The sequence below is a fragment of the Rossellomorea sp. ABR4_004 genome (genome assembly GCF_056159585.1).
This window is the reverse complement of the sequence record NZ_JBSWVM010000001.1, coordinates 338,698-362,464: the sequence shown is the minus strand read 5'-3', so window position 1 is coordinate 362,464 and position 23,767 is coordinate 338,698. Positions and strand designations below refer to the sequence as shown.

23 protein-coding genes and 1 riboswitch are annotated in these 23,767 nt (G+C 40.7%); of the genes, 20 read left to right on the top strand and 3 right to left on the bottom strand.

What is annotated here, in order from left to right; translation table 11 throughout:
* The first annotated feature begins 401 nt into the window (after positions 1–401).
* The 13 genes from ACXAF2_RS02020 (at position 402) to ACXAF2_RS01960 (ending at position 12,569) form a co-directional block, all read left to right on the top strand.
* Positions 402–617 (top strand): PLD nuclease N-terminal domain-containing protein, encoded by a 216-nt coding sequence (locus ACXAF2_RS02020; protein WP_475137153.1) that lies wholly within the window; start codon positions 402–404, stop codon positions 615–617.
* On the top strand, positions 614–1,516 hold the full coding sequence (locus ACXAF2_RS02015; RefSeq protein WP_475137152.1) for an ABC transporter ATP-binding protein: 903 nt from the start codon (positions 614–616) through the stop codon (positions 1,514–1,516). Before ACXAF2_RS02020 ends, ACXAF2_RS02015 begins: the two co-directional genes overlap by 4 nt.
* Positions 1,513–2,289 carry an ABC transporter permease gene (locus ACXAF2_RS02010; protein WP_475137151.1) on the top strand — a complete coding sequence of 259 codons (777 nt, stop codon included), beginning with the start codon at positions 1,513–1,515 and terminating at the stop codon, positions 2,287–2,289. Before ACXAF2_RS02015 ends, ACXAF2_RS02010 begins: the two co-directional genes overlap by 4 nt.
* 97 nt (positions 2,290–2,386) lie before the next feature.
* The gene (locus ACXAF2_RS02005) at positions 2,387–3,265 is read left to right on the top strand and encodes a GNAT family N-acetyltransferase (protein WP_475137150.1); all 879 of its coding nucleotides are present in this window, start codon (positions 2,387–2,389) and stop codon (positions 3,263–3,265) included.
* A 152-nt stretch (positions 3,266–3,417) separates the two neighbouring features.
* Positions 3,418–4,293, top strand: a complete 876-nt coding sequence (locus tag ACXAF2_RS02000; RefSeq protein WP_475137149.1) for a patatin-like phospholipase family protein — start codon at positions 3,418–3,420, stop codon at positions 4,291–4,293.
* A gap of 143 nt (positions 4,294–4,436) precedes the next feature.
* Positions 4,437–5,132 (top strand): hypothetical protein, encoded by a 696-nt coding sequence (locus ACXAF2_RS01995; RefSeq protein ID WP_475137148.1) that lies wholly within the window; start codon positions 4,437–4,439, stop codon positions 5,130–5,132.
* A gap of 53 nt (positions 5,133–5,185) precedes the next feature.
* Positions 5,186–5,509 carry a four-helix bundle copper-binding protein gene (locus tag ACXAF2_RS01990; protein WP_475137147.1) on the top strand — a complete coding sequence of 108 codons (324 nt, stop codon included), beginning with the start codon at positions 5,186–5,188 and terminating at the stop codon, positions 5,507–5,509.
* A 189-nt stretch (positions 5,510–5,698) separates the two neighbouring features.
* Positions 5,699–5,842, top strand: a riboswitch (FMN riboswitch).
* 172 nt (positions 5,843–6,014) lie between these two features.
* Positions 6,015–7,100: a bifunctional diaminohydroxyphosphoribosylaminopyrimidine deaminase/5-amino-6-(5-phosphoribosylamino)uracil reductase RibD gene (ribD, locus tag ACXAF2_RS01985; RefSeq protein WP_475137146.1), complete on the top strand. Its 1,086-nt coding sequence runs from the start codon at positions 6,015–6,017 to the stop codon at positions 7,098–7,100.
* Between the two features lie 24 nt (positions 7,101–7,124).
* Positions 7,125–7,781 carry a riboflavin synthase gene (ribE, locus tag ACXAF2_RS01980; protein WP_475137145.1) on the top strand — a complete coding sequence of 219 codons (657 nt, stop codon included), beginning with the start codon at positions 7,125–7,127 and terminating at the stop codon, positions 7,779–7,781.
* A gap of 17 nt (positions 7,782–7,798) precedes the next feature.
* Positions 7,799–8,992 (top strand): bifunctional 3,4-dihydroxy-2-butanone-4-phosphate synthase/GTP cyclohydrolase II, encoded by a 1,194-nt coding sequence (locus ACXAF2_RS01975; RefSeq protein WP_475137144.1) that lies wholly within the window; start codon positions 7,799–7,801, stop codon positions 8,990–8,992.
* A gap of 12 nt (positions 8,993–9,004) precedes the next feature.
* Positions 9,005–9,475, top strand: a complete 471-nt coding sequence (gene ribH, locus ACXAF2_RS01970; protein WP_148971050.1) for a 6,7-dimethyl-8-ribityllumazine synthase — start codon at positions 9,005–9,007, stop codon at positions 9,473–9,475.
* 355 nt (positions 9,476–9,830) lie between these two features.
* Positions 9,831–11,120: an NCS2 family permease gene (locus ACXAF2_RS01965; RefSeq protein ID WP_149156798.1), complete on the top strand. Its 1,290-nt coding sequence runs from the start codon at positions 9,831–9,833 to the stop codon at positions 11,118–11,120.
* Between the two features lie 201 nt (positions 11,121–11,321).
* Positions 11,322–12,569: an EAL and HDOD domain-containing protein gene (locus ACXAF2_RS01960; protein ID WP_475137143.1), complete on the top strand. Its 1,248-nt coding sequence runs from the start codon at positions 11,322–11,324 to the stop codon at positions 12,567–12,569.
* Here the strand turns inward: ACXAF2_RS01960 and ACXAF2_RS01955 are convergent, their stop codons facing one another.
* Positions 12,570–12,872 carry a hypothetical protein gene (locus tag ACXAF2_RS01955; protein ID WP_475137142.1) on the bottom strand — a complete coding sequence of 101 codons (303 nt, stop codon included), beginning with the start codon at positions 12,870–12,872 and terminating at the stop codon, positions 12,570–12,572.
* 179 nt (positions 12,873–13,051) lie between these two features.
* On the opposite strand from ACXAF2_RS01955, the gene dapF reads away from it, so the two are divergent.
* Positions 13,052–14,047: a diaminopimelate epimerase gene (gene dapF / locus ACXAF2_RS01950; protein ID WP_475137141.1), complete on the top strand. Its 996-nt coding sequence runs from the start codon at positions 13,052–13,054 to the stop codon at positions 14,045–14,047.
* Between the two features lie 50 nt (positions 14,048–14,097).
* Here dapF and ACXAF2_RS01945 read toward each other — a convergent pair whose 3' ends face one another.
* Positions 14,098–15,960, bottom strand: a complete 1,863-nt coding sequence (locus tag ACXAF2_RS01945) for a DNA ligase D (RefSeq protein ID WP_475137140.1) — start codon at positions 15,958–15,960, stop codon at positions 14,098–14,100.
* Positions 15,961–16,097: 137 nt separating this feature from the next.
* Here ACXAF2_RS01945 and ku point away from each other — a divergent pair, with 137 nt between their 5' ends.
* Together ku and ACXAF2_RS01935 are read left to right on the top strand one after the other, a co-directional pair.
* Complete coding sequence (gene ku, locus ACXAF2_RS01940) at positions 16,098–16,928, top strand: non-homologous end joining protein Ku (RefSeq protein ID WP_475137139.1); 831 nt, start codon at positions 16,098–16,100, stop codon at positions 16,926–16,928.
* A 33-nt stretch (positions 16,929–16,961) separates the two neighbouring features.
* A complete protein-coding gene (locus tag ACXAF2_RS01935) occupies positions 16,962–17,630 on the top strand; it encodes a phosphatase PAP2 family protein (RefSeq protein WP_475137138.1) in 669 nt (222 codons plus the stop codon).
* A gap of 55 nt (positions 17,631–17,685) precedes the next feature.
* Here ACXAF2_RS01935 and ACXAF2_RS01930 read toward each other — a convergent pair whose 3' ends face one another.
* Entirely contained in the window at positions 17,686–19,236 is a 1,551-nt protein-coding gene (locus ACXAF2_RS01930; RefSeq protein WP_475137137.1) for a hypothetical protein, read from the bottom strand.
* Positions 19,237–19,574: 338 nt separating this feature from the next.
* Here ACXAF2_RS01930 and ACXAF2_RS01925 point away from each other — a divergent pair, with 338 nt between their 5' ends.
* From ACXAF2_RS01925 to ACXAF2_RS01910, 4 genes are all read left to right on the top strand, one after another.
* On the top strand, positions 19,575–19,850 hold the full coding sequence (locus ACXAF2_RS01925; protein WP_475137136.1) for a YhdT family protein: 276 nt from the start codon (positions 19,575–19,577) through the stop codon (positions 19,848–19,850).
* Complete coding sequence (panF, locus tag ACXAF2_RS01920) at positions 19,843–21,285, top strand: sodium/pantothenate symporter (RefSeq protein ID WP_475137135.1); 1,443 nt, start codon at positions 19,843–19,845, stop codon at positions 21,283–21,285. Before ACXAF2_RS01925 ends, panF begins: the two co-directional genes overlap by 8 nt.
* 73 nt (positions 21,286–21,358) lie before the next feature.
* Entirely contained in the window at positions 21,359–22,855 is a 1,497-nt protein-coding gene (locus tag ACXAF2_RS01915) for an FAD-dependent oxidoreductase (RefSeq protein WP_475137134.1), read from the top strand.
* Between the two features lie 48 nt (positions 22,856–22,903).
* Positions 22,904–23,761: a GNAT family N-acetyltransferase gene (locus tag ACXAF2_RS01910; RefSeq protein WP_475137133.1), complete on the top strand. Its 858-nt coding sequence runs from the start codon at positions 22,904–22,906 to the stop codon at positions 23,759–23,761.
* Positions 23,762–23,767 lie beyond the last annotated feature (6 nt).

Here is a 23,767-nt window from a genome sequence, read left to right as displayed (position 1 = left end):
GGCACGCCCGTACTTCCGCAGGAGTCTGCGCAGTTCCCTTCACCATCTTTAATAGGATCTTTGTGACAGAGCTTCAAGGTGTACCGGAAAACAAAATAACTAGAAAAAATAATTCTGCTTCATTAAGACAATGAATCTCTACTTAACTTAAAAGAGAATGTTTGCTAGAAAGCTGGTTTTAATTGTTTTAGATTAAGGATTCATGCTTAGAAAGTTGATTGGAGCGGAAGGAGGCTCACCGCCAGCCCCGCGGAAAGCGAGCATCCTGTAGCGGAAATCAACTATTACTTTCTTCTCTACAATAGCCACAAACTTTAGGAAAAGAGCTTATATTTAAAAGAAAAATGAACGATTTTCATTTTCCTCCGTCATATATTTGAAAAACAAAAGGAGGATTCGAGATGAACGAATTACAAGAAGCATTTCAGTCAATAAATTGGGGGCTAATTGCTCCTGTCATCCTTATTCAATTTATACTCATGGTGGTTGCAGTGATTGATTTGATCCGGATTAAATCAACGAATGGACCTAAATGGCTGTGGGTTCTCATTATCCTGTTTATCAATATTATTGGGCCGGTTGTGTATTTCATTTTTGGAAGGAGACAAAATGGATGAACGTATTAGAAGTAACATCGTTAGAAAAGAAGTATAGGGAAAAGATTGCCGTAAAGGACCTTTCCTTTCAATTAAAAGAAGGTCGTTGTACAGCTCTGCTGGGTCCCAATGGAGCAGGGAAAACCACTACTCTAAATATGCTTGCAGGGTTGATTGCACCTACTAATGGATCAATTTCAACAGGGGGTGCCACTAAGGATATACGGCAATTGATAGGCTACCTGCCCCAATATCCTTCCTTTTTTGAATGGATGTCAGGAAAAGAATTTCTCGCATTTTCCGGTGAAATCGCAGGACTAACCAGGAAAACATCTCACTATCGATGTGAAGAACTTTTAGAGTTAGTCGGTTTGTTAGAAGGAAAGAATCAAAGGGTTGGTCAGTACTCGGGTGGAATGAAGCAGCGATTAGGGGTAGCTCAAGCACTCATTCATCGGCCGAAGCTTTTAATCCTTGATGAACCTGTATCTGCCTTAGATCCTTTCGGAAGAAGGGAAGTGCTTGAGCTGTTAAAAAAGTTAAAGAAAGAAACGACGATCCTTTTTTCTACACATATTTTGAATGATGCAGAACAGGTTTGTGAGGACGTGTTGTTCTTGCACGGTGGAGTGCTGATTGAAGAAGGACCGCTAGTAGAAGTGAGAAAAAGACACCAGACACCGAGATTGAACCTGTATTTTAACGAAGATAGCAAAAAGTATAAACAATATCTGCTGCAAAAAAGTTGGGTTCATGATCTGATCGCAGACGGAAATCGACTCTCTTTCGAAGTAAGTGAATTGGAGAGGGATAGAGCGAGAGTCTTTTCTTTGATCTCAGAAAACCAATGGGGAGTAACCAGGTTAGAAACAAGTGAACAGAGCCTTGAAGAACTATTCATGGAGGTGATTAAAAAATGAAAACAGTCTGGGTCTTATTCAGAAAAGAAATGCTGGAACTAACACGAAATTATAAGATGATCTGGATGCCCATCGTATTCATTTTATTTGGGTTAACGGAACCATTGACGGCATTTTATTTACCAAACATTATTCATACAGTTGGAGACCTGCCGGATGGAACGGTCATCAGCATTCCAACGCCATCATCTGAAGAAGTGCTATTATCGACTATCAGCCAGTTTAGTACCTTTGGTGTCCTCATCATCGTATTAGGATTCATGGGAGTGATTGCAGGAGAGAGAAAGAGCGGAAATGCTGTTATGGTATTGGTGAAGCCCGTCTCATATGCAGCTTATATTTATTCCAAATGGATGGCTGCCTTTGTTTTGGTGTGGGTCTCCTATGGTCTTGGGATGATATCCAGCTGGTATTATATTCATGTATTATTTAACGGAATTGGTATTACAGCAATCGTACAGGGATTCCTCGTTTATGGTTTGTGGCTTACCTTTATCTTAACAATGGTCGTCTTCTTTAGTAGTTTAGTAAAAACGTCGGGCCTGGCAGGGTTCGTTACAATCGGGATCACCTTATTGTTAACCGTTGTGTCAGGATACATGACCAAAACCTTAAAGTGGTCTCCAGGGCAGCTTTCCAACTATGTAAATGAAATCGTCCTTTACAGCACGTGGCCTGACCACCTGACAGGGACCGTTATCTTCACTATCATCCTTTGCCTGGCTATCCTGCTCATAGCACCACCACTCTACAAGAAAAAAGATTTGATCTGACCAGGTCAACTGTCTTTTTTGAGGGACGGACCTCATTAAAAAGTAAAAGGATTACCTTAGAGTATGTCGAATAATGGTAATAGAAGGGAGGGGCAGCATGATAGAACTTCAATACACCAATAAAGTGAACAAATTGATTCGAAACGCTCATATGATTGCCGAAAAGAATCATCATATATGCGTCCAGAGCATGGATCTATATTTAGGAGCCGCTCACGTAAAAGAAGGTACTTTAAGGGAGATGTATCACCATTTGGAACCCTATATGAAACAGATAGAAAACATATCTACTATCATTCCTTCGGAGCCTTCTGATACAGAACGAATTGGTCGCTTTTCCATTCCATTATCGACACAAGCAAGAAAGGTATGGAACACGTCGATTGAAGTCATGAAAAGATACAATCAAACGTTTTTAAACGAAGGTCATATTATCAAAGCGTTTTACACCCATCTACCAGAACACCCTCAGCTGCATAAAGAACTTAATCCTATACCTCATGACAGGATTATCCGATCCGTTACTTCGGCCCGAGATTTGACGGTATATTTATTGAACAAGGATTGGAGTTATGAAGTGAACCCTGAATTCCAAATTTGCCCCGTACAGGCTGAAGATGAAAAAGAACTATTGAAATGGGTCGAGGAATATTTTGGAGAATCATGGTCAAAAACATTGTTACAAGCCTTTCAATCATCAGAAGAATTCATCCCGATTATCAAAGCGGAAGAAAAAGGTAAATTAATTGGGTTTGCAGCATTTGATGTGTATAAAAATAAAAAAGGGATTTACGGACCGATGGGGGTTCTCCCACACACCCGTCATAAAGGAGTTGGAAAAGGACTCCTTTATCATGCATTACAGGGCATGCAAGAGAAAGGGTATATGTACGCCGTGTTAAAAGAAGCCGGACCCATCGAATTTTACGAAAAAGAGTGTAACGCTAAGCTTATTCCTGTGGAGAACGATGAATGAGAGATCGAGTCGGAATCATCAAGAATGAAATCAATAAGTGGCTTGATCAGTGAGCAAGTTAGTACACATTCTTACAATTTTGTGGGAAGATAATATCGTTTATTCAATGCTGGTGACGAAAATTTTTGCATCATTAGGGAGGTAGACAAAAGATGTTGATTGAAAACACAGGCCTCGTTCTCGAAGGCGGAGGTATGAGGGGGATATACACGGCGGGAGCATTGGAATACTTCCTTGAAAGAGGTATTGAGTTTCCCTATGTTGTCGGAGTCTCTGCAGGTGCATGTAATGCCGCATCCTATTTGTCTAAGCAAAATGGACGCAATAAAAAGGTGAATGTAGACTTTATCCGTGATCCGAAATATTTATCTTGGCGAAACTATTGGAAAACAGGAGAGTTATTTGGAATGGATTACGTGTTTGATGAAATTCCAAATAAGCTGGTCCCTTTCGATTATGAAGCTTTTCACTCTAATACAACGGAATTTATCGTCGGCACCACAGATTGTCATACAGGAAAACCGGCGTATTTCTCAAGAAGAGACTATGGTGAGGAGCTCCTTACGATTATCCGTGCGTCAAGTTCCCTGCCATTTGTCGCTCCGACCGTTGAATTTGGATCCCGGCATCTTCTGGATGGAGGAATAAGTGACCCTGTTCCCATCGAAAAAGCTGAGCAGGACGGGTTTAAGAAAAATGTAGTCATATTAACCAGAAACAGGGGCTATTATAAAAAGCCTTCACGATTTTCTTTCCTTGTGAAAAAAAAGTACCCTCAATATCCTGAATTACATAAAACGATGTTTAACCGGTACTTGCGTTACAATCAAACAATCAAGGAATTAGAAACGAGAGAAAAGAATGGGGATGTCCTGATCATTCAACCTCAACATCCATTAAAAGTAAGCCGTATTGAAAAAAATCCACAAAAGCTGGATGAATTGTACTGGCAAGGCTATCATGATGCAGAGGCAAAGGATAAAAAAATAATGGAATGGAATCGCTCAGCCATTCCAGTGCACTCATAACATATAAGCCAACGAATGGCAGAAAAATCTTCTCATTTCTTTATTGAGGGTTCTGCAACCGTTGGCTTTCTTCTATTTGAATGGTCTATTTAAGGGATTTTTACATACATATGATAGAGATTCCTTGAAAGGACGAGCATTTCATGAACCTCTACCAAATCTACAAAAATGAACAATATACGTTGCTTTATCGCAGTATCATGTATTTTCTCATAGGTGTAGGAATGCTGATTGTGACCAAACAGTTATTTTATTTTCCACTGTTAATCTTTATACCTGCGTGCTCAAATTTATATCTCAGTTTTAGTATGAAGAAGGAACTAAAGAAAGCGAACCGATTATTTTATGAAACAATACCTGAATCCCGGCATTCATTAGTCGGGGTTCAGACGAAAGAAGGTTCCTATTATTTAAAAACGAATGGATGGTCAGAATACTTTATTCAAAGGACGTCCTTGATCAATAACCCGAAACATTATATGCTTCACAGAAAGCATAAGCAACCGCTGACTTTCTTAAAATGGAGCAGATCGATGAAAATCGATATGGGCGGAGCAGGAAGGGTTTTTCACTTGAAGTACCAGAGCTCTACTGCTATTGAATGGCGCAGTGATGAAGGTGACACGATTATCATTTATAAAGGAAACAAACGATGGATCTTGAATTATAATAAAAAAAATTATTTATCCTTACAAAAAGGATATCTTCCTCAAACTGTTCAAAAGCTCTTCGACTATCACCATAGTTATGTTTCTTTTTATGAAACATATAGCGAAGAACTGGATTGGCTCCTTATTTTCCTATGGTATGTAGACAGTGATTATTTTCTTACCGCATAGTAATCCTTTTTCCCCAGTTGGGAATGCTAAATAGGAATGTTCGTGGAGGTGAGATGATGAATGCTGATTACAAACCATGTTTAACGGCTTTGCACCGATGTCTGGAAGCATGTAATGTATGCTATCATGCATCCCTTAAGGAAGAAAAAGCAATGATGATGTGCATTGAGCTGGACCGGGAATGTGCGGATATTTGTTCCTATGCCATTAATGCCATGCAGCGAAGCAGTAAATTTGTTCAACAAATTCTGGTCCTTTGCGCAGAAATCTGTGATGCTTGTGGTACAGAATGTAATTCTCATGACCAACAGCATTGTAAGGACTGCGCTGAAGCCTGTTTTGAATGTGCGGAAGAATGCAGAAAGCTATCAACATAATAAATGAAGAGGTGCTTCTATTTAATGGAGGCATTCTTTTTTATTCTTGTAGCATTTTCTTAGTGCTTCCAATCAGAAATAGAGAGATATTTCTAATATATATTCAAATAATTAGTACAAAAATAAAATTTTAGAGCTCCTTACATGATTTCATTGATGAAACTATGATAGAATAATGTTAATCGAATAGGTTTCCTTCGGGGCAGGGTGAAATTCCCTACCGGCGGTGATGAGCGCATGCTCTTAGTCCGTGACCCGGCTAATGAAAATTAGACGGTGGATTTGGTGAAATTCCAAAGCCGACAGTGATAGTCTGGATGGGAGAAGGAACGGCAGTATTTACTTGATGCAGACGCGAGAAGTCTATCTTTTTTGAGGATTATGTTTCCAAAAAAAGTAATCATGTAAATGCTTTATTCAGTCATGCCAACTTCCCCCAAGTAAAAACTTACTTGGGGTTTATTTATTTTAGAATAATAGTGATAAAAGAAGGGAGGTAAAACGATTGGACGATTCACAATATATGAAGCTTGCCCTCTCTATTGCCAAGACCACCCAAGGGCAAACATCACCCAATCCTGCCGTAGGAGCGGTTGTGGTGAAAAATGGAGAAGTCGTTGGGATGGGTGCGCACCTCAAAGCAGGAGAAGGTCACGCAGAGGTTCATGCCATAAAGATGGCAGGAGACAAAGCACAGGGGAGTGACGTCTATGTGACGCTGGAACCATGCTCTCATTACGGGAAAACACCACCCTGTTCACAGCTGCTGATTTCAAGCGGAGTGAGGCGGGTCCATATTGCCAGCACTGATCCAAATCCCCTTGTAGCGGGAAGAGGAATTCAACAGTTGAAGGATGCAGGCATAGAAGTAATGGTCGGAGAGCTTGAAGAAGAAGCACTCGAACTAAACAAGCATTTTTTCCATTTCATTCAATACGGAACACCTTTTGTAACCCTTAAGACAGCTGTCACATTAGACGGGAAAACAGCTTCAGCTTCAGGAGATAGCAAATGGATTACGTCAGAAGCTTCCCGCACAGATGTCCACTATGATCGTCACCGGCATGACGCGATATTAGTAGGAGTCAATACCGTTATACAGGATAACCCACACCTTACCACCCGTTTGCCCCAAGGTGGAAAAAACCCCATTCGAATCATATTAGATACCTTTTTACGAACACCTCTCAACTCTCATGTAGTGAAAGACTCGGAAAGCAGGACCCTCATCTTTACAGGCAGTTCTGTCAATGAAGAACAGAAGCGGCCCTATATGGAGTCAGGCTGTGAAATCATCACCCTTTCAGAGGAAAGGATGGACATTCACACAGTATTAAAAGAACTGGGTGACCGGAATATAGGATCCCTTTATGTAGAAGGTGGATCTACCATTCATTCTTCCTTTTTAAAGGGAAAAGCCTTTCAGGAATTGGTTATGTACATGTCCCCCAAGCTTGTAGGCGGAAGCTCTGCCTTCTCCAGTTTTGGAGGTGAAGGATTCCAGACCATTGCAGAAGGTCTTGAAATGGAGATTAAGAGCATTGAACGAGTAGGAAAGGACATTAAAATAATTGCTTTACCTAAGAGTTAGCCTTTTTGAAAGGAGGAGAAAGGGTTGTTTACTGGAATCATTGAAGAAATCGGCTCAATTGAACGCATGAAAAAATCCTCCTCATCCATGGAACTGACGATAAAAGCGGGCCGCATTCTGGAAGACGTTCATATTGGAGATAGCATCAGTGTGAATGGTGTCTGTTTAACCGTCACTTCATTCAACTCCATGCAATTCCAAGTGGACGTGATGCCTGAAACCTTTGAAGGCACAACTCTGCGGGACTTGTCCCTTGGAACTAAAGTCAACCTGGAGAGGGCGATGGCTGCAAACGGTCGTTTCGGCGGGCATTTCGTTAATGGGCATGTCGATGGAGTAGGGACGATTGTTAGAATAGAGAAAGTTGAAAATGCCTGGTATATGGACATATCCATTCCGGAAGATCAGAGCCACTTATTTATCATGAAGGGCTCTGTAGCAATAGACGGCACTTCCCTTACTGTTTTTGGTGTACAAAATAATACCATTACGATTTCGTTGATCCCGCAAACGAGAGGGGACACGGTTCTTGGTGAGAAAAAAGTAGGGGATCGTGTCAATATTGAATGTGACGTAATGGCGAAGTATTTTCATCGCTTCTATGAAGCAAAGGAACAGTCTAAGAGTAATTCAAGCCGCATCAGCTATGATTTCTTAACTCAAAATGGTTTCGCTGACTAATAGAAAGGGGTTGCCACATGTTTAATAAGATCGAAGAAGCTCTTGAAGATTTACAGGCAGGTAAAGTCGTCATCGTAGTAGATGATGAAAACCGTGAGAATGAGGGAGACTTTATTGCCCTTGCAGATAAAGCGACTCCAGAAGTCATTAATTTTATGGCTAAAGAAGGAAGAGGGTTAATTTGTGCCCCGATAACAGAGGAGATTGCGCATAAACTAAAGCTTTCACCCATGACGATGTCAAATACGGATCCTCATGGAACGGCCTTTACGATTTCTGTCGATCATAAATCAGCTACCACTGGAATTAGTGCATATGAGAGATCGACCACCATACAGGAATTATTGAACCCGGTCTCAATGCCCGAGGACTTTAAAAGACCCGGTCACGTGTTTCCCCTTGTCGCCAAAAAAGGCGGAGTACTAAAGCGGGCAGGACACACAGAAGCCGCCATCGATTTGGCTGTTCTGTCAGGGGGACAACCATCAGGCGTCATTTGTGAAATCATGAATGAAGACGGCACGATGGCAAGAGTACCTGAATTAATGAAACTGGCTGATAAATGGGATCTTAAGATCATCTCCATTGAAGATCTGATCAGATACAGACGCAAAAAAGAAAAGCTTGTGACGAGAGAAGTGGAAATTGAACTTCCAACCGAATTCGGAAACTTCAAGGCGGTTGCTTACACAGAAAACCTTACAGGAAAAGAGCATATCGCACTTGTCAAAGGCGAGTGGTCCGAGGATGAAGATGTACTGGTCCGTGTTCACTCTGAATGCCTGACGGGAGATGTATTCGGGTCCAATCGCTGTGATTGTGGACCGCAGCTTGCCACAGCACTGACTCAAATTGAAGAGCATGGAAAAGGTGTTCTGCTTTATATGAGACAAGAAGGCCGTGGAATTGGTTTAATCAACAAATTGAAGGCCTATAAGCTCCAGGAAGAAGGCTATGACACCGTTGAAGCTAATCAAAAGCTGGGCTTTGGTGATGACTTGAGGGAATATGGAATCGGAGCACAGATATTGAGAGATTTAGGCATAACAAAGATGCGTCTACTGACCAATAATCCTAGAAAAATTGCCGGAATCAACGGTTACGGATTAGAAATCGCAGATCGAGTGCCGATCCAAATGCCGGCGAAATTCGAAAATGAGAAGTATTTAAAAACAAAGCATGCTAAGCTGGGACATTTACTTAAATTTTAGGAGGAAAATACAATGAAAACAATTTATGAAGGTAATTTAGTCGGATCAGGATTAAGGGTCGCCATTGTCGTTTCACGTTTCAATGAGTTCATCACATCAAAGCTTCTGGGTGGGGCGGAAGATGCATTAAAGCGCCACGGCGTTGAAGAAGGAAATGTTTCTGTCACTTGGGTTCCAGGTGCATTCGAAATCCCTATGATTGCAAAAAAACTTGCCCGTTCAGGGAAATATGATGCCGTTGTTACCCTGGGAACGGTCATCCGCGGAGCAACCGCCCATTTTGAATACGTAAGCGGAGAGGTTGCAAAAGGAGTGGCCAATCTAAGCCTACAGGAAGAGGTACCCGTCATCTTTGGAGTCTTAACGACAGATACAATCGAGCAGGCCATCGAAAGAGCCGGCACAAAGGCAGGAAACAAAGGATGGGAAGCAGCGGTATCGGCCATTGAAATGGCCAATTTGATTCGTGAGATAGATAAGTAAAGATTTTCAACCAAACCAAGCCTCCAATTTGGGAGGCTTGGTTTTTTACGAGGGACGGACCTGAGGAGTGTGTGAGGATAAATTTGTAAAATGGCTGAATTATTCACCAAAACGGCTGGATTCCTGGATATTTCGGCTGGATAATTTCAGGAAACGGGCGGATTTTTCACAAAAGCCGCTGGATTTTTTTACTTTTCGGCAGGATTTCTCTTGGAGAAAAAAGAATCCCGCCGCCTGTACCCATCAAAATATATATTGGCAAACGTCAGACCTTTTGCTAGAATAGTATTTTGTGGCTCCCCTTATTATGGGAGGAGCGGGTAGGGAGAGGGCAGTTTTATAGGAAGATTATGATATGAAAGCACGTGGAGGTATTTTTCAGTTAAAGAATCACGGTACCACGATGAAGCAGGAGATGATGGCTGGAGCAATCGGTTATTTCACGATCGTGTACATCATCGCTGTGAATGCTTTAATTCTTTCTGAAGCTGGAATTCCATTTGAAGGAGCGGTTATGGCAACCATTCTTGCCTCCTTCGTTGGGTGTTTGGTGATGGCCTTTTGGGCAAATGCACCAATACTTCTGGTTCCAGGAATGGGAATTAATGCGATGTTTACGTTTACACTCGTAAAATCATCGGGCTTAACGTGGCAGGAAGCTTTAGCTGTCGTTGTGATTTCAGGAATACTCTTTATGATCATTGCATTTACAAAGCTTTCAAAAGTATTATCAGAAGCGATACCCAAAACATTAAAAGAAGCCATCACTGTAGGGTTAGGGATGTTTTTAATGTTTATCGGTCTTGAAAAAGGCGGTCTCATCCAAAGAGGAGAGAGTGCCATCATCATGATTGGTGATTTTGGGGAATTAAAGGTGTTAGCCACTGTGCTGACTTTCCTGGTGACGATATTTTTGTTTGTTCGAAATGTAAAAGGTCAATTTTTATGGAGTATTGCTTTTGGAACCATGCTGGGATTCATCTTTGGAATCGAACCGTCGATTCAGTCCAGTTCTTTCCAATTAAGTGAATACAGTCAGGTTTTCGGTCAAATATCCTTTAGTGCCATTTTGGAGATTCCGTTTTGGATTGCGGTTTTTTCTGTTACGATGGTGCTGGTATTTGAAAACATCGGTCTCGTTCATGGACATACGGATATGATCGATCAACCTCATAAATACTCTAAAGCGTTCCAGGCGAATGCATTTTCTGCCTTTACATCAGGATTCTTCGGAACGAGTCCGACGGTTTCTACTGTTGAAAGTGCTGCAGCCATGACAGCAGGTGGTCGTACGGGATTAACGAGTTTGACTACTGGAGTATTATTCTTGGGATCTGTGTTGTTTATTCCATATTTAAAGTGGATTCCAGATCATGCTATCGCCCCAATCCTCATTATCATTGGCGGCTTAATGATTCAAAATATACGACATATGGATCTTCGTGATTTAACAGAGGCATTTCCAGCCATTTTTATCATTGCAATGATTCCATTTACGTACAGTATCGCAGATGGAATTGCCATCGGTTTTATTCTGTATCCTATTTTAAAATTGGCTACAGGTAAAGCGAGAGAAGTATCCATTCCTCTATATATCATTGCTGCATTGTTCCTTATGAACTTTTTTGTTCATTCGATTCATTAAAGCGGTAAAGAACTCAAGTGGATTTGCTCATCATTACGATTGAAATCGTAGTTGTGACCTGTCTGCTTGAGTTTTTTTGTCCTTACAGCTACTTCCAAATTCCGTGGACTTTCCACATGTTTCTTGGTATTATGATAGGAAACAATGAAACTTTTGAACTATTTTTATACATATATCAGGAAATCAGCAGGGGTGAGTGTAATGGAAGTGTTTGTAGCGAGACAGCCAATTTTTGATCGGAATGGAGAAACCGTAGCTTATGAGCTTCTTTACCGAAACAATGAATTGAATATGTTTCCGAATATAGATGGAGACCAGGCCACGGCCGACGTCATAATTAATAGCTATTTAAATATTGGTCTTGAAAGCTTGTCCGCTGGTAAGCCGTGCTTCATCAATTTCACAGAAAATCTTTTACGGGATAGAGTCCCTACCTACTTCAATCCCAAGGAAATTGTCGTGGAGATTTTGGAAAATGTCATTCCAAGTCCTGAAATCCTGAAGGTTTGCTTAGAGTTAAAGGAGCGGGGTTATAAAATCGCATTAGACGATTTTGTCTTTAATGAATCGGATCCTAACTACTTAAAATTAATGAAAATGGCGGATTATGTGAAGGTTGATTTTCTTCATACAACAGACACTAACCGGGGAACGATTGAAGTTTTCGCTAATTTACTGGGGTACAAGCTCCTGGCAGAAAAAGTGGAGACAGTGGAACAATATGAAGAAGCAAGGAAAAACGGTTACCATTTCTTTCAAGGGTATTTCTTTAGTAAACCCAAAATCATATCTACCCGTGACGTACCTACCTATTTTCATTCCTATTATTCAATTATTCAAAGCCTGGAAATGACGGAACCGAGCATTGATGTGATTAGTCGATTGATTGAACAGGACCTTTCTTTATCCTATAAACTTTTAAAATTAATCAATTCACCGTCATACCGCCCTAAACATAAAATTCATTCTATTCGACAGGCAATTGTTCTATTGGGTCTTCTGGAAATTAAACGGTGGATTTATGTTTTAGCGGTTAGGGAGCAGGTTGGTAAAAGGAAGCAATTAGAAAACGAAGTTATTACATTATCTTTAACGAGGGCAAAAATGTGTGAGTTGCTGGCAGAGAAGCACAATCGCGGTTCAATGAAGTCGAGCTATTTCCTTACGGGTATGTTTTCATTAATGGAAACGATATTATCTATGCCAATTGAAGTAATCCTGAATGAATTACCATTGAATGACGAAATCTGTGATGCACTAACGGGTACCTCAAACGAGTTCAAAGACATTCTGGATCTGGTTATTTTGTTTGAAAAAGCTGACTGGACAGCAATCGAAACAAAAATGGCCGAACTGAAGTTGAACAAAGGAGATGTGATGGAATGCTATCAAACATCATGTAAATGGACACGGGACCTCTTACATAGTGAAATAGCAGAGATCAGTTAGTTACCAAACAGGTTTATATTCCCCTGGAGTCAGATATTTTCTTTGGGGCTTTATGTATCTCTTCAATTCAATTAGAAGTAAACGCTGGAGGTGCTTGGAAGATATTTGTCGGGCTACATCTTTAGGAAAAGGATAAATGCCGATTTGATTAAAACGCACCCGAAAGAGACCTTCTTGTAAAAGGTCTTTTTTGTCATTCAGAATATGGGCCAATACAGTCACTACCCGGGAATGGAATTCGTCACCCGCTTCTTCTACCTCTTGAACTTGAAACCGAAAAGTATACTCATCCTTCATGATCATCACCCATCCCCATTGTCTCTAAATGGTCGAAGAAATTCAACTTTTAAGTTTTCTACAAGACACACCATGAGGATTATCTTAAATAATATTGGGTGAGATGATTGCGAAAAGAGCTTGTTTGTGGCAAGCTAAGACTAATAAGAATAGTTTACTAGTAAATTACCGTGGAGGGATTCACGATGAACTTGAATCTAATTAAATGTCATGGCTCAGGAAATGACTTTTTACTGATTGATGAAATGACGAATGGATATGAATTCACTGAAGAAGCAAGGCAAAATCTTGCCCTTGCACTATGTGATCGAAAGTCGGGTATTGGAGCGGATGGAATCCTATTTGTGTTGTCAAGTGAACATTGCGATGCACAAATGAGGGTATTCAATGCAGATGGATCTGAAGCATCCATGTGCGGGAATGGACTTCGTTGTGTAGGTCGCTATGTATGTGAGCTTCTAGACAAAACGACGATTGTGATTCAGACGATGAAAGCTGATCTGCGTGTTTCAGCCCAAGAGGCTATCTATGAAAATATACCGACGTATAATGTTGAAATTTCTCCGGTATTATTTGAATTGGATAAATTGCCGATGAATATGGATCGTGAGGCGTTAGTGGACGAGATGATTCCTGAAATTTCAGATCGATTATCGTTTACTGCACTAGCGGTCCCCAATCCTCATCTAATTAGTGTTGTAAGCACAGAACATATTCTTTCGAATGAACAGAAGACGATTGCTGAAACAGTAAATGGTCCCAATAATCTCTTTCCTGATGGAGTCAATGTAAGCTTTGTTCATCCATTAGAAAAAGGCGCGATTTATGTTCGTACCTTCGAAAGAGGTGTAGGCTTTACCAATGCTTGTGGAACGGCTATGTCTGCTTCCAGTCTTGTGACTTGCTTACTCGATCAGAATGAATTCGGCAAGGAAATAGATGTATATAATAATGGTGGAAAAGTACGTGTCGTGGTGAACCAATTAGATGAAGGGCAATACAATATGGAGTTGATCGGGAACGCAACATATCTCTACCAGGCCCAGTTTGAATTGTCTATCTCGCATCCTGAGGATTATCGTGAGATTTCCAGACAGGATTTCACTGAAGAAGGAACGTACGAACTACTTCAAAATCATGCCAAATCAATTGTTGATAGTAAAGTATTTATGAGCGCATAAACGAATAAAAGAACCTGATGTTCAAGTTCAGACGAGAGTGTCCAAAAGAGCTAAGCTTTTGGGACACTCTTTTTTTTGTTGTTGGATTGCTGTTTCAAAAATTGAATCACCTTATCAAATGGCTGGAGGTCTTTTACCCATTCGAATTGAGTAAAGGGACATCCCATCTTCTGGAACCTCTGCAGAACAACTTCTATAGTAAAATGTTCTGGATGAAGGTCCTCATTTACTTCATACCACCAGAGTGGAGTCGCGACTAAAGCATCTTCATTACCCCTTAAGGAATAAGGAGCAATGATGGTTTTTCCTTCTCCATGCTGAATGTAGTCCACGTATAACCTGCCTTTTCGGTTCTTTTTTAACCGCTCGATTGTAAAATCTTCAGGATAATTGGTAACAAGGTAGTGTGCGATGAATTCAGTAAACAAGCCGGTGTCCTTCCATGTGTATCCCGGAGGTATGGGAATATACACTTGCAGACCCTTATTCCCCGACGTTTTCACAAAACTATGCAGGTTGAGTCGGTCGAATAGTTCTTTCATAATGGAAGCAGCTTTAACCGCCAGGGAGAATTGATCTCTGCCTGGGGGATCTAAATCAAAGACTACTTCGGTGACAGATGTATCCTTTGTCCTTTGGAAAGGAATGTGAAATTCCAATGCAAGCTGATTCCCAAGCCAAATCAATGTCTCCAAGTTATTGCATACCGTATAATCGATGTTGTCCTCCTTGTACGTTTCAATAAATGAAGGGGCGTAATCAGGCGTATTTTTTTGATAAAATGATTCACCAAAGAGCCCGTGTGGAAAACGAATACAAGTCAATGGCCTATCCTGCAGGAAAGGCAAAATAGCGACGGACATCTTCCGAAGATACCGAACGTAATCAAGCTTAGTCATTGAGCCTTTCTGGAACAATTCCTTATCAGGATGAGTGATTTCAACCCCAGGAGGAAGGGATGCTTCGTCCAGCTTGAATTGCTCCATTGTGCAGGATTCTGGAGAAATGGAGAATAGAAATCGATGGAAATGTGGTTCTCTCAGTTGACCCTCATACCAATTCAAATACGAAATGTCCACAGTGATAGCCGGGTCTATGTAGTGAAGGGAATGCTCATTCTTCGTACTATTCTTTTTAACCATTGCTTTTAATGTTTTTTTCTCTTCAGGAGAAAGACCAAAGTGAAATAAGCCAATAGGAATAATCTTTCCGTCATCGAAAACGCCAATGTGAAAGTAATCGTTCGCTTCATCAAGGGCAGTGATGAAACAGTGACAGTGTTTCCAATTCTTGGTTTTCACCCAGCTCGTACTTCGTTTTCCCGCTTCCCACTTACTATGCTTCCTCTTGGCAACAACACCCTCACCTTCCTCTTTTTCTACAAGTTCCCATATTTCCTGCCGATCCTTGAAATAGGGGACCATTTGAAGGGAAGATGGGTGAGAAGGGGACGGTTCTAACGGCAATTGAAGAAAGGTAAAAACCTCTTTCAATTTTTCTTTTCTTGTAAGGTAAGGTTCGGGAGCAAACGATTTCTTCCCAAACTGGAGTAAATCGAAAGCCAGAAATTTAACGGGTCTCCCGTCTGCAGCATGATCAATTTTCTGCTTATTGCGCATTCTGCCTCTTACCTGCAATTCAAAGAATTCACTGCTGCAGGGAGAACGTAACAGGGCAATCTCCCCATCCAAAATGATAGGAGCAGTCAATTTTTTTTTATTGAGTAAAGTTTTAATCTGTTCTTCAATTTCAGGAAAGTGAGGAAGCAATTCCTTCCCGTTTCGACTTTGAAGGCTTATCTGATTCTTAGAATGAACGTTGAGAACTGCGCGAAATCCATCATATTTCACTTCATATAGCCAGTCCTCATTTGCAGGGAGTTCATCATATAAGGTAGGAAGCATTGGTTTCATATTTATTCACCTGATTTTTAGTATTAGTGTGACCAATGAGGGTTTATTTATTTCCAAATGTTTAAGGGAATGAAGAGTATCGGTCAACTAAATGATAATGATAAGGGATTAGTTTATGTGAAGGAGGGTATTGTTATATGCATACGATTTGGAAGGGCTCTATCAGTTTTGGACTGGTGAACATCCCCATTAAACTTCATTCTGCTACAGAAGATCGTGATATAAAGCTTCGTTCACTTCATAAAGAGTGTCATACTCCGATTAAATATGAAAAAGTATGTCCAGCTTGTGAAAAAGAAATCGACCATGATGACATCGTTAAGGGTTATGAAGTGACCAAGGGGAAATTTGTCGTTCTTGAAGAAAAGGAATTAAAGGAATTGAAAGAAGCAAACGGGGATAAAGCAGTGGAAATAGTCGACTTTATCAAAATAGAGGAAATCGACCCCATATTCTTTGATCGGAGTTATTTCGTTTCACCTAATGATGGAGGAAAAAAAGCATATTCATTATTGCGAAAAGCTCTTCAGGAATCCGGGAAAGTTGGGATTGCCAAGATCACGATGCGTTCGAAGGAACAACTCTCCATCGTTCGGGTGTATGAGAATACGCTTGTAATGGAAACCATTCATTATCCAGATGAGGTAAGAGGCACGGGTGATGTACCGAATGTTCCAGAAGAAGATGAAATAACGGATAAAGAGCTGGAAACAGCAACGATGTTGATTGATCAGCTTACAACTGAATTTCAACCGGAGAACTATAAAGATCAGTATCGTGAACGCTTGAGTCAGTTGATTGAATCGAAGCAAAACGGGGAAAAGGTAGTCACAACGAAAGAAAAAGAGCCAAGAGAAAATGTGACAGATTTAATGGCGGCACTTCAAGCTTCCATTGATTCATCCAAACCTAAAAAGACAAAAAAACAAACGAAAAAGAAAACGACTTCAAAGAAAAAAGCTCAATAAAATATAAGTCGTGAATAAAGAGAGGGACAAGTTTTGGAGGAGAAAGAAATAAAACAAGGAATATTTGTTGTCCTATCAGTCATTTGCCTAATTGCATTTACATGGGGATTCGTCACGATTGTCGAAGAGTGGAAAGAAAATGAAATCGCACAATTTGACAATGGTGTTTCTGAGATTGTAAGAGGGTTCATTTCCCCGAGGTTAACGACATTTATGACGTCGATTACTTTTTTGGGTGGCGTGGAAGGGATCACAATATTTGCAATTTGTGTTGTGGTCATACTTTTGTTTCTCAAGAAGTATCCACTTGCTCTGTTTGTAGGAATTACCATCACAACAGGAGCAGGATTTAATTGGCTGCTAAAATGGATTTTTAAACGTGAAAGACCTGATATTGAAGCACTGATCGAGCAAGGTGGTTATAGTTTTCCCAGTGGTCATTCCATGAGTTCCTTTATATTCTACGGGACCCTTGCATTCATATTATTTCGGGCATTGGATCATAAACGGTATAAGTGGGCAAGTGTCATCGCTGTCAGCTTCCTGGTGCTATTAATTGGTCTTAGCAGAGTGTATTTAGGGGTACATTATCCAAGTGACATTCTTGGAGGTTTCACTGCGGGAGGGGCATGGTTGACGCTTTGTATCGTCATTTATGCTTACTTCCATAAACGAAAACATTGGAAAGAAAGAGAGAATTAAATTGAAATAAAGCGCACAGAAAGAAATTCTTCTGAGCGCTTTATTCTATTTATGATTAAAATAAATTAAAAATATACGGTCCAATTAAAGTGGCATAGAGTAGAATATAAATACCCATGAAATAGAATACTCCACCAAAAGTACCCCAGTCAGGATCTCTCCCAACTTTCCATAATAGTGAAGTAATGGCGCTGATAACGATTAATACTATATATTCACTTCCTGAAAACATCAGATATTCCGGAGCAGCAAAGTAGAAATAATCGCCCATCGCTTTAGTGATGAAGGTTATCGGCATTACTAAAAACATAATGATAGAGGCATATTCAACCCAGTTGATCTCTTCCTTCTCAAATATATTTGGTTTAAAAATATAAAGCAGAATTAAAAGAAAAAGGGAAGGGAGTACCCAATAAAACGAAACCATGATCGTGATTAAGCTGCTGAATAGCATTAATACGGAATTGTTAAAGGCTTCTTTGACACTTCGTTTCGACCATTCTGTACTATTGGCGATAACTTGTGCATCCTGTGAAGCAGCAAATAATTCATACGTATCCCCATCATAATCCAACCAGGCAACGCCAGACTTGTTAACCTGAAGTGGAGAATACGTAAAATGTTTTGTTGTGCTGATTGGTGCCGCTGTTAATTGACTAGAGTCACTGAAGGGTGCTACATATAGGCTGATTGCATTATCATCCCCAACCCGATGACCTTCAGATGTGAAGAGAATGGATTTTTCTCCATTAATGGAAAGAAGTTGTGCGGTTCTTGGACTTTGAAGTTTGCTCCCTGACATTTCGTTCGTAAAATCGATTTTTGTGGGCTTCAAAATAGAAGATCCTATTTCATCCATCGGTGTTTGCAATTTGAAAATCTTATATGACAGTGTTCCCTGGGCTCTCATCTCTTCATTATATAGAAGGGTTAATTGATTATTTTCCGCGGTAAAGGTTAATCCATTAATATGGTGATTCGTTGCTGTGTTTACGATTGCAAATGGATCTTTCACTACTTGGAACGTATCATCCATGTAGTACAGGTGAGAGTGACTGTCATTTATTCCAACCTGTACTACGGCACTACCACTATTTCCGATATAGACGTCCAGGATTTCATTAGAGAAGCTGAAAACCTTTTTCGTTGATAAATCAGCAGTGTTAAGAGAAAAAAGGTTCTCTTTATTCCAGAAATACATAGAGTTCATTGCCACGCTGGTCCCTGTTGCTTCCTCAGCAATCGTCGTTAGTTCATTACTTTCTGAAGAGATTAACTGGTCATCCTTGATCTGAATGACCTTCGTGCCGTCTGTCCAAAAAGGGTGGCCGCGGGTAACGCTGGTGTCCAGCGTTGTTTTCCGGGGTGAGTCAAATGATCCCTCGAAAGTAAACTCTGTAATTTTCCCGTTACTTGCCAAGAAGAGTCCTTTATCTCCATTAAAGATAACAGGGCGTTCTTCAGAAGTGTAGTTTAATGGGATGGATCTACTCCAATCTGGCTGTGGTTGTTGTTTTACTTGTAACAGCTGGTGGAGAAATAATGCTCCTATAAACAGAACGATTAACACTAAAGGTATTCCAAATGATTTGAATTTCTCTCTCAAACATATCCCCTCGATTCTCTATCTCTATAATATGAGCTCAATTTAGAATTTTATCATAATTCACATTTCGAGGCACCAAATATTTCCTTATATAAATAAAAGTTTTATGTTGACATTTATGATTAGAGGGATTACAATGATATTGAAAATCATTCTCATTTGAACAAAAGAGTTCCCCCTCTTTCAATTGAGAGAATGGTTCATGAAAAACCCCCTTTATTAGATATAAAAAGACAGACGGGAAGCATATGCTTCCCGTCTGTCTTTTTATATTGCATTTCATTTCTTCCTGTCGTAAATTGTTAAAGGATGTGTATTTCAAGGAGGGATAATAGTAAGTGGATCATAAAGAAGATAAACGGTTCAGGGTTGCTGGTCACGAGGCACTGATAGGAATAGCACTTGTTCTTATAAATTTCTTATGGTGGTATGGTTTTGCATTCGGTTTAGGAGGTCAACCGGTTTCAGATTACGATTGGATCCTCGGGATGCCTGAATGGTTTTTTTACAGCTGCATCGTTGGCTTTTTTCTTATGGTATTGTTAGTGATTATCGTCGTAAAGTACATGCTTACCGACATTCCTTTTGAGGATGAGGAGGATGTTCATGAATAGTATGGCACTGATTCCCTTATTCGCTTTTTTAATCTTGATTTTTGTTGTGGGCATTTATACGTCCAGAAATGTGAGTAGAGCAGATTCCTTTGTCCAGGAATACTTCTTGGGAAGCCGTCAGCTTGGCGGATTTATCTTGGCGATGACCATGATTGCGACCTATGGAAGTGCCAGTAGTTTCATTGGAGGGCCGGGCGCAGCATATACATATGGTTTATCGTGGGTTCTTTTGGCCATGTCGCAGGTTGTGACAGGTTACTTTGTTCTCCTTATACTTGGGAAAAAGTTCGCAATTATGGCCCGGAAATACAAAGCCGTTACTTTGATCGACTATCTACAAGGCAGATATGGCAGCAATAAGATCACGATTCTATCGGCCATCAGTATCATCATCTTTTTATTCTCAGCCATGATTGCTCAATGGGTGGGGGGAGCACGGCTCATTGAATCTTTAACCGGTTTATCTTACGAGAGTGCTCTTTTTCTGTTTGCCGTATCGGTACTTGTTTACGTCATTATCGGGGGCTTTCGTGCGGTTGCCATCACGGATGCCATTCAAGGTGTGGTCATGCTAGGTGGGACCATTATTCTGTTGATTGCCACCATTATAGCCGGAGGTGGCATGGAGAACATCATGATGGGATTGAAAGCGGAAAACCCTGACTTATTAAGTCCACATGGTCCTGATGGAGAATTAAGTGCCCGCTATATTTCTTCTTTCTGGATATTAGTGGGTGTGGGTGTTGTCGGATTACCTCAAGTGGCAGTTAGAGCCATGAGCTATAAGAATTCCAGATCCTTGCACAGAGCGCTCATAATCGGAACCATTGTGGTCGGGTCGATTATGCTCGGTATGCACTTGATTGGTGTGCTTGCAAGGGTCGTAGTCCCGGGAATAGAAGTGGCTGATAAAGTCATGCCCCTTCTCGCTTTAGAAGTTCTTCCACCATGGCTTGCCGGGATCGTCCTGGCTGCTCCGATGGCCGCGATCATGTCGACAGTGGATTCGTTATTATTGATTGTATCCTCAGCAATTGTGAAAGATGTGTACATGAATTTCATCAATAAGGAAGCAAAGGAAAAACAAGTCAAAAAAATAAGCTTTTGGGTGACTAGTCTAACGGGAATACTCGTTTTTCTTATGGCGCTGAGTCCGCCTGAATTAATTATCTGGCTTAATTTATTTTCATTTGGAGGTCTTGAAGCTGTATTTATCTGGCCAATCGTTTTAGGTTTATATTGGAAAAAAGGAAATGCTAATGGTGCCTTTGCTTCTATGATTTCAGGACTGGTAGCGTACATCTTATTTCACAGTTTCGCACCTAATTATCTGGATATGCACACGGTCATTTTCCCAATTGTCATTTCGTTTTTCATGTATGTGGTCGTTTCCCTGTTTACACAATCACAGTATCGGCAGAATGGATGGGTTTAACCCATCCATTTTTGTATTTAACAAGGGAAAAGCGTACATTTTAGAAAAGAATCAATGAATGGGGTGAAGTATCTTGAAAAATTCTGTTGTCATAATAGGTGGAGGAATCGGAGGTCTGACCGCAGCTTCACTCCTTGGAAGTGCTGATTACAATGTACAGATTCTTGAGGCTTCCAGGGAATGGGGAGGATGCGCTGGTAAATTCCAGAGAGGAAATGCCTTATTTCCTGTTGGGGCGACTCTTGGAATGGGTTTTGAAAAAGGAGGGATCCATCAGCGTATTTTTCACTATTTAGGGATAGAACCCCCTGCGTCTTTCATGCTTGATCAGGTTATGGACGTTCATCTTCCTGGCAAAACACTGATATTTTACCGTAATAGGGAAACACATGTAAATGAGTTGAAGAAAGCATATCCTGAAATATCAGCGAAGGTCAACGCTTTTTATGAAGAACTGTACAAAATAGCCGGCGAAATTAGAAGGCTGATGGTCGCGCTCCCGATCCTTCCTCCTAAAACGCTAAAAGATTGGATGGAACTAACGTTAAGTCTACATCCCAGGTCTCTGACACTGATTCCTTCCTTTCAGAAAACAATGCTCGATTTATTAGAAAAACACGGAATCCACCAACATTCTTCTTTTAAGCATTTTATCGATGGGCAACTGATCGATAGCATGCAGGTGACCAGTGATCAATGCTCTTTATTGCTGGGATGCCTGGGTTTGGATATTTATCATGAAGGAGCATTTTATTTGGATGGTGGATTATTCGAAATAGCCCATAGTCTTGTCGGATTTTCAGAATCCATAGGGGTTAAAGCGACATTAGGGAGAAGGGTGGTTCGCATCGACCGTGATCATTATGGTCAAGAATGGATAATCCTTGATCATAGAGGCAATGAATATCGTGCAAATCATGTTGTATGCAACGTTCCAGTACAATCTTTAAAAAATCTTTTTCCCCCACAATATACACCCAAACTTGATAACTATCTAAAATCAAAAGAGAATGAAGCTATTTGGGGCACCATGTCCCTATACATGTTATTGAGAGAAGAATCATTACCGGAATCCTATCCTTTGTTTTCCCAAATTTGTGCAAGCCCAAATGGAAATATGACAGAAGGAGACCATCTCTTCTTATCGCTATCCCATCCAAATGATCGTCAGCGTGCCCCTAAAGGATTCCGTACCTTAACGGTATCAACACATACTAAATTAGAAAAATGGAAGACCAAAGAAAGATACGATGCATACAAGGAAAATCTCAAGGGAAAAATGATCGATTCCATAGAGTCAGTCATTCCCACTATAAGAGATAGTGTTGTAGATATATACCCTGGGGCACCTAAAGCCTGGGAACGATTTACCGGGCGGCCCGGGGGCATAGTCGGTGGATTTCCTCAATCTAATGACCATGCTCTCTTCAAGAGTCTCTCTCACAGGACTCCATTGAAAAATATATGGGTATGCGGTGACTCAGTCTTTCCAGGTGCAGGGACCATCGGTGTATCTGTAAGTGCTTACCATGTATTTCACTCCATTACAGGCAGAAAACTTCAGAAGTAAGGAGGAACCTCGACTACTTATGTCGAATTCTGGGAATGGGGTGATAATATGTATAAGCTGATACCGTATAAAGACCCGACAGTCTTCCACGAAAAGGTCCATGCCCTTTTAATGGAGGATGAAGCGGCGAATAACCTGCCTTTGGGTTTGTTGAACACGATGAAAACGAGTGACAAATATAAAGATCCGCTACTTCTTTTAGTGGAAAATGAGGTCGGTAAGGTGGTGGGATCCTTCATCATGACCCCTCCTCATTACCTTGTCAGTACACTTAAGGTGGAGAAAGAAGGCGTATATGAGATAGTCAAAGAGCTCCATTCGTTTTGTGAAAATATGGGTATCAACTTCCCGGGCTTTTTAGCAGAGAAGGAGCTCGCACTTCAATTGACACATGCTTGGTGCCATTTAACGGGAGATAGATACAATGTGAAAATGAATCAGCGTGTATATCAATTGGGTAAAGTGAATGATATCCCGTTAAGCGATGGGAAGATGATAGCTGTGCGTAAAGAACATGAAGAGCTCCTTACCCAATGGTTGATAGGATTTGTAGCAGATACCGGGGAACTGCCTCTTACTGAAGAAGAGGCTATGAATCGGTCGAGGGACATGATTGAAAATGAACAATATGTGTATGTTTGGGAAGTGGACGGAAAGCCTGTTTCCATGGCACGGGGGGCAAGAAGAACGGAAAACGGCATTACAGTAAACTTTGTATACACCCCTTTAGAATACAGGAAAAAAGGATACGCATCTTCTGTTGTAGCAGAACTGAGCCGTCTACTGTTGAAGGACCACTCCTTTTGTTCCCTTTATACGGACCTGGATAATCCCACTTCCAACAAGATTTATATTGAAATCGGCTATAAGCCCGTTTGCGATTCAATGATGATTTCCATTGTGTGAACCTTT

Excerpts from the sequence above, each read along its gene's own strand:
- ACXAF2_RS02000 (WP_475137149.1), top strand. The coding sequence starts at position 3,418 with ATGTTGATTGAAAACACAGGCCTCGTTCTCGAAGGCGGAGGTATGAGG.
- ACXAF2_RS01910 (WP_475137133.1), top strand. The coding sequence starts at position 22,904 with ATGTATAAGCTGATACCGTATAAAGACCCGACAGTCTTCCACGAAAAG.
- ACXAF2_RS02005 (WP_475137150.1), top strand. The coding sequence starts at position 2,387 with ATGATAGAACTTCAATACACCAATAAAGTGAACAAATTGATTCGAAAC.
- ACXAF2_RS01965 (WP_149156798.1), top strand. The coding sequence starts at position 9,831 with ATGAAAGCACGTGGAGGTATTTTTCAGTTAAAGAATCACGGTACCACG.
- dapF (WP_475137141.1), top strand. The coding sequence starts at position 13,052 with ATGAACTTGAATCTAATTAAATGTCATGGCTCAGGAAATGACTTTTTA.
- ACXAF2_RS02015 (WP_475137152.1), top strand. The coding sequence starts at position 614 with ATGAACGTATTAGAAGTAACATCGTTAGAAAAGAAGTATAGGGAAAAG.
- ACXAF2_RS01955 (WP_475137142.1), bottom strand. The coding sequence starts at position 12,872 with ATGATCATGAAGGATGAGTATACTTTTCGGTTTCAAGTTCAAGAGGTA.
- ACXAF2_RS01990 (WP_475137147.1), top strand. The coding sequence starts at position 5,186 with ATGATGAATGCTGATTACAAACCATGTTTAACGGCTTTGCACCGATGT.
- ku (WP_475137139.1), top strand. The coding sequence starts at position 16,098 with ATGCATACGATTTGGAAGGGCTCTATCAGTTTTGGACTGGTGAACATC.
- ACXAF2_RS02020 (WP_475137153.1), top strand. The coding sequence starts at position 402 with ATGAACGAATTACAAGAAGCATTTCAGTCAATAAATTGGGGGCTAATT.
- ACXAF2_RS01975 (WP_475137144.1), top strand. The coding sequence starts at position 7,799 with ATGTTTAATAAGATCGAAGAAGCTCTTGAAGATTTACAGGCAGGTAAA.
- ACXAF2_RS02010 (WP_475137151.1), top strand. The coding sequence starts at position 1,513 with ATGAAAACAGTCTGGGTCTTATTCAGAAAAGAAATGCTGGAACTAACA.
- panF (WP_475137135.1), top strand. The coding sequence starts at position 19,843 with ATGAATAGTATGGCACTGATTCCCTTATTCGCTTTTTTAATCTTGATT.
- ribH (WP_148971050.1), top strand. The coding sequence starts at position 9,005 with ATGAAAACAATTTATGAAGGTAATTTAGTCGGATCAGGATTAAGGGTC.
- ACXAF2_RS01945 (WP_475137140.1), bottom strand. The coding sequence starts at position 15,960 with ATGAAACCAATGCTTCCTACCTTATATGATGAACTCCCTGCAAATGAG.
- ACXAF2_RS01960 (WP_475137143.1), top strand. The coding sequence starts at position 11,322 with ATGGAAGTGTTTGTAGCGAGACAGCCAATTTTTGATCGGAATGGAGAA.
- ACXAF2_RS01995 (WP_475137148.1), top strand. The coding sequence starts at position 4,437 with ATGAACCTCTACCAAATCTACAAAAATGAACAATATACGTTGCTTTAT.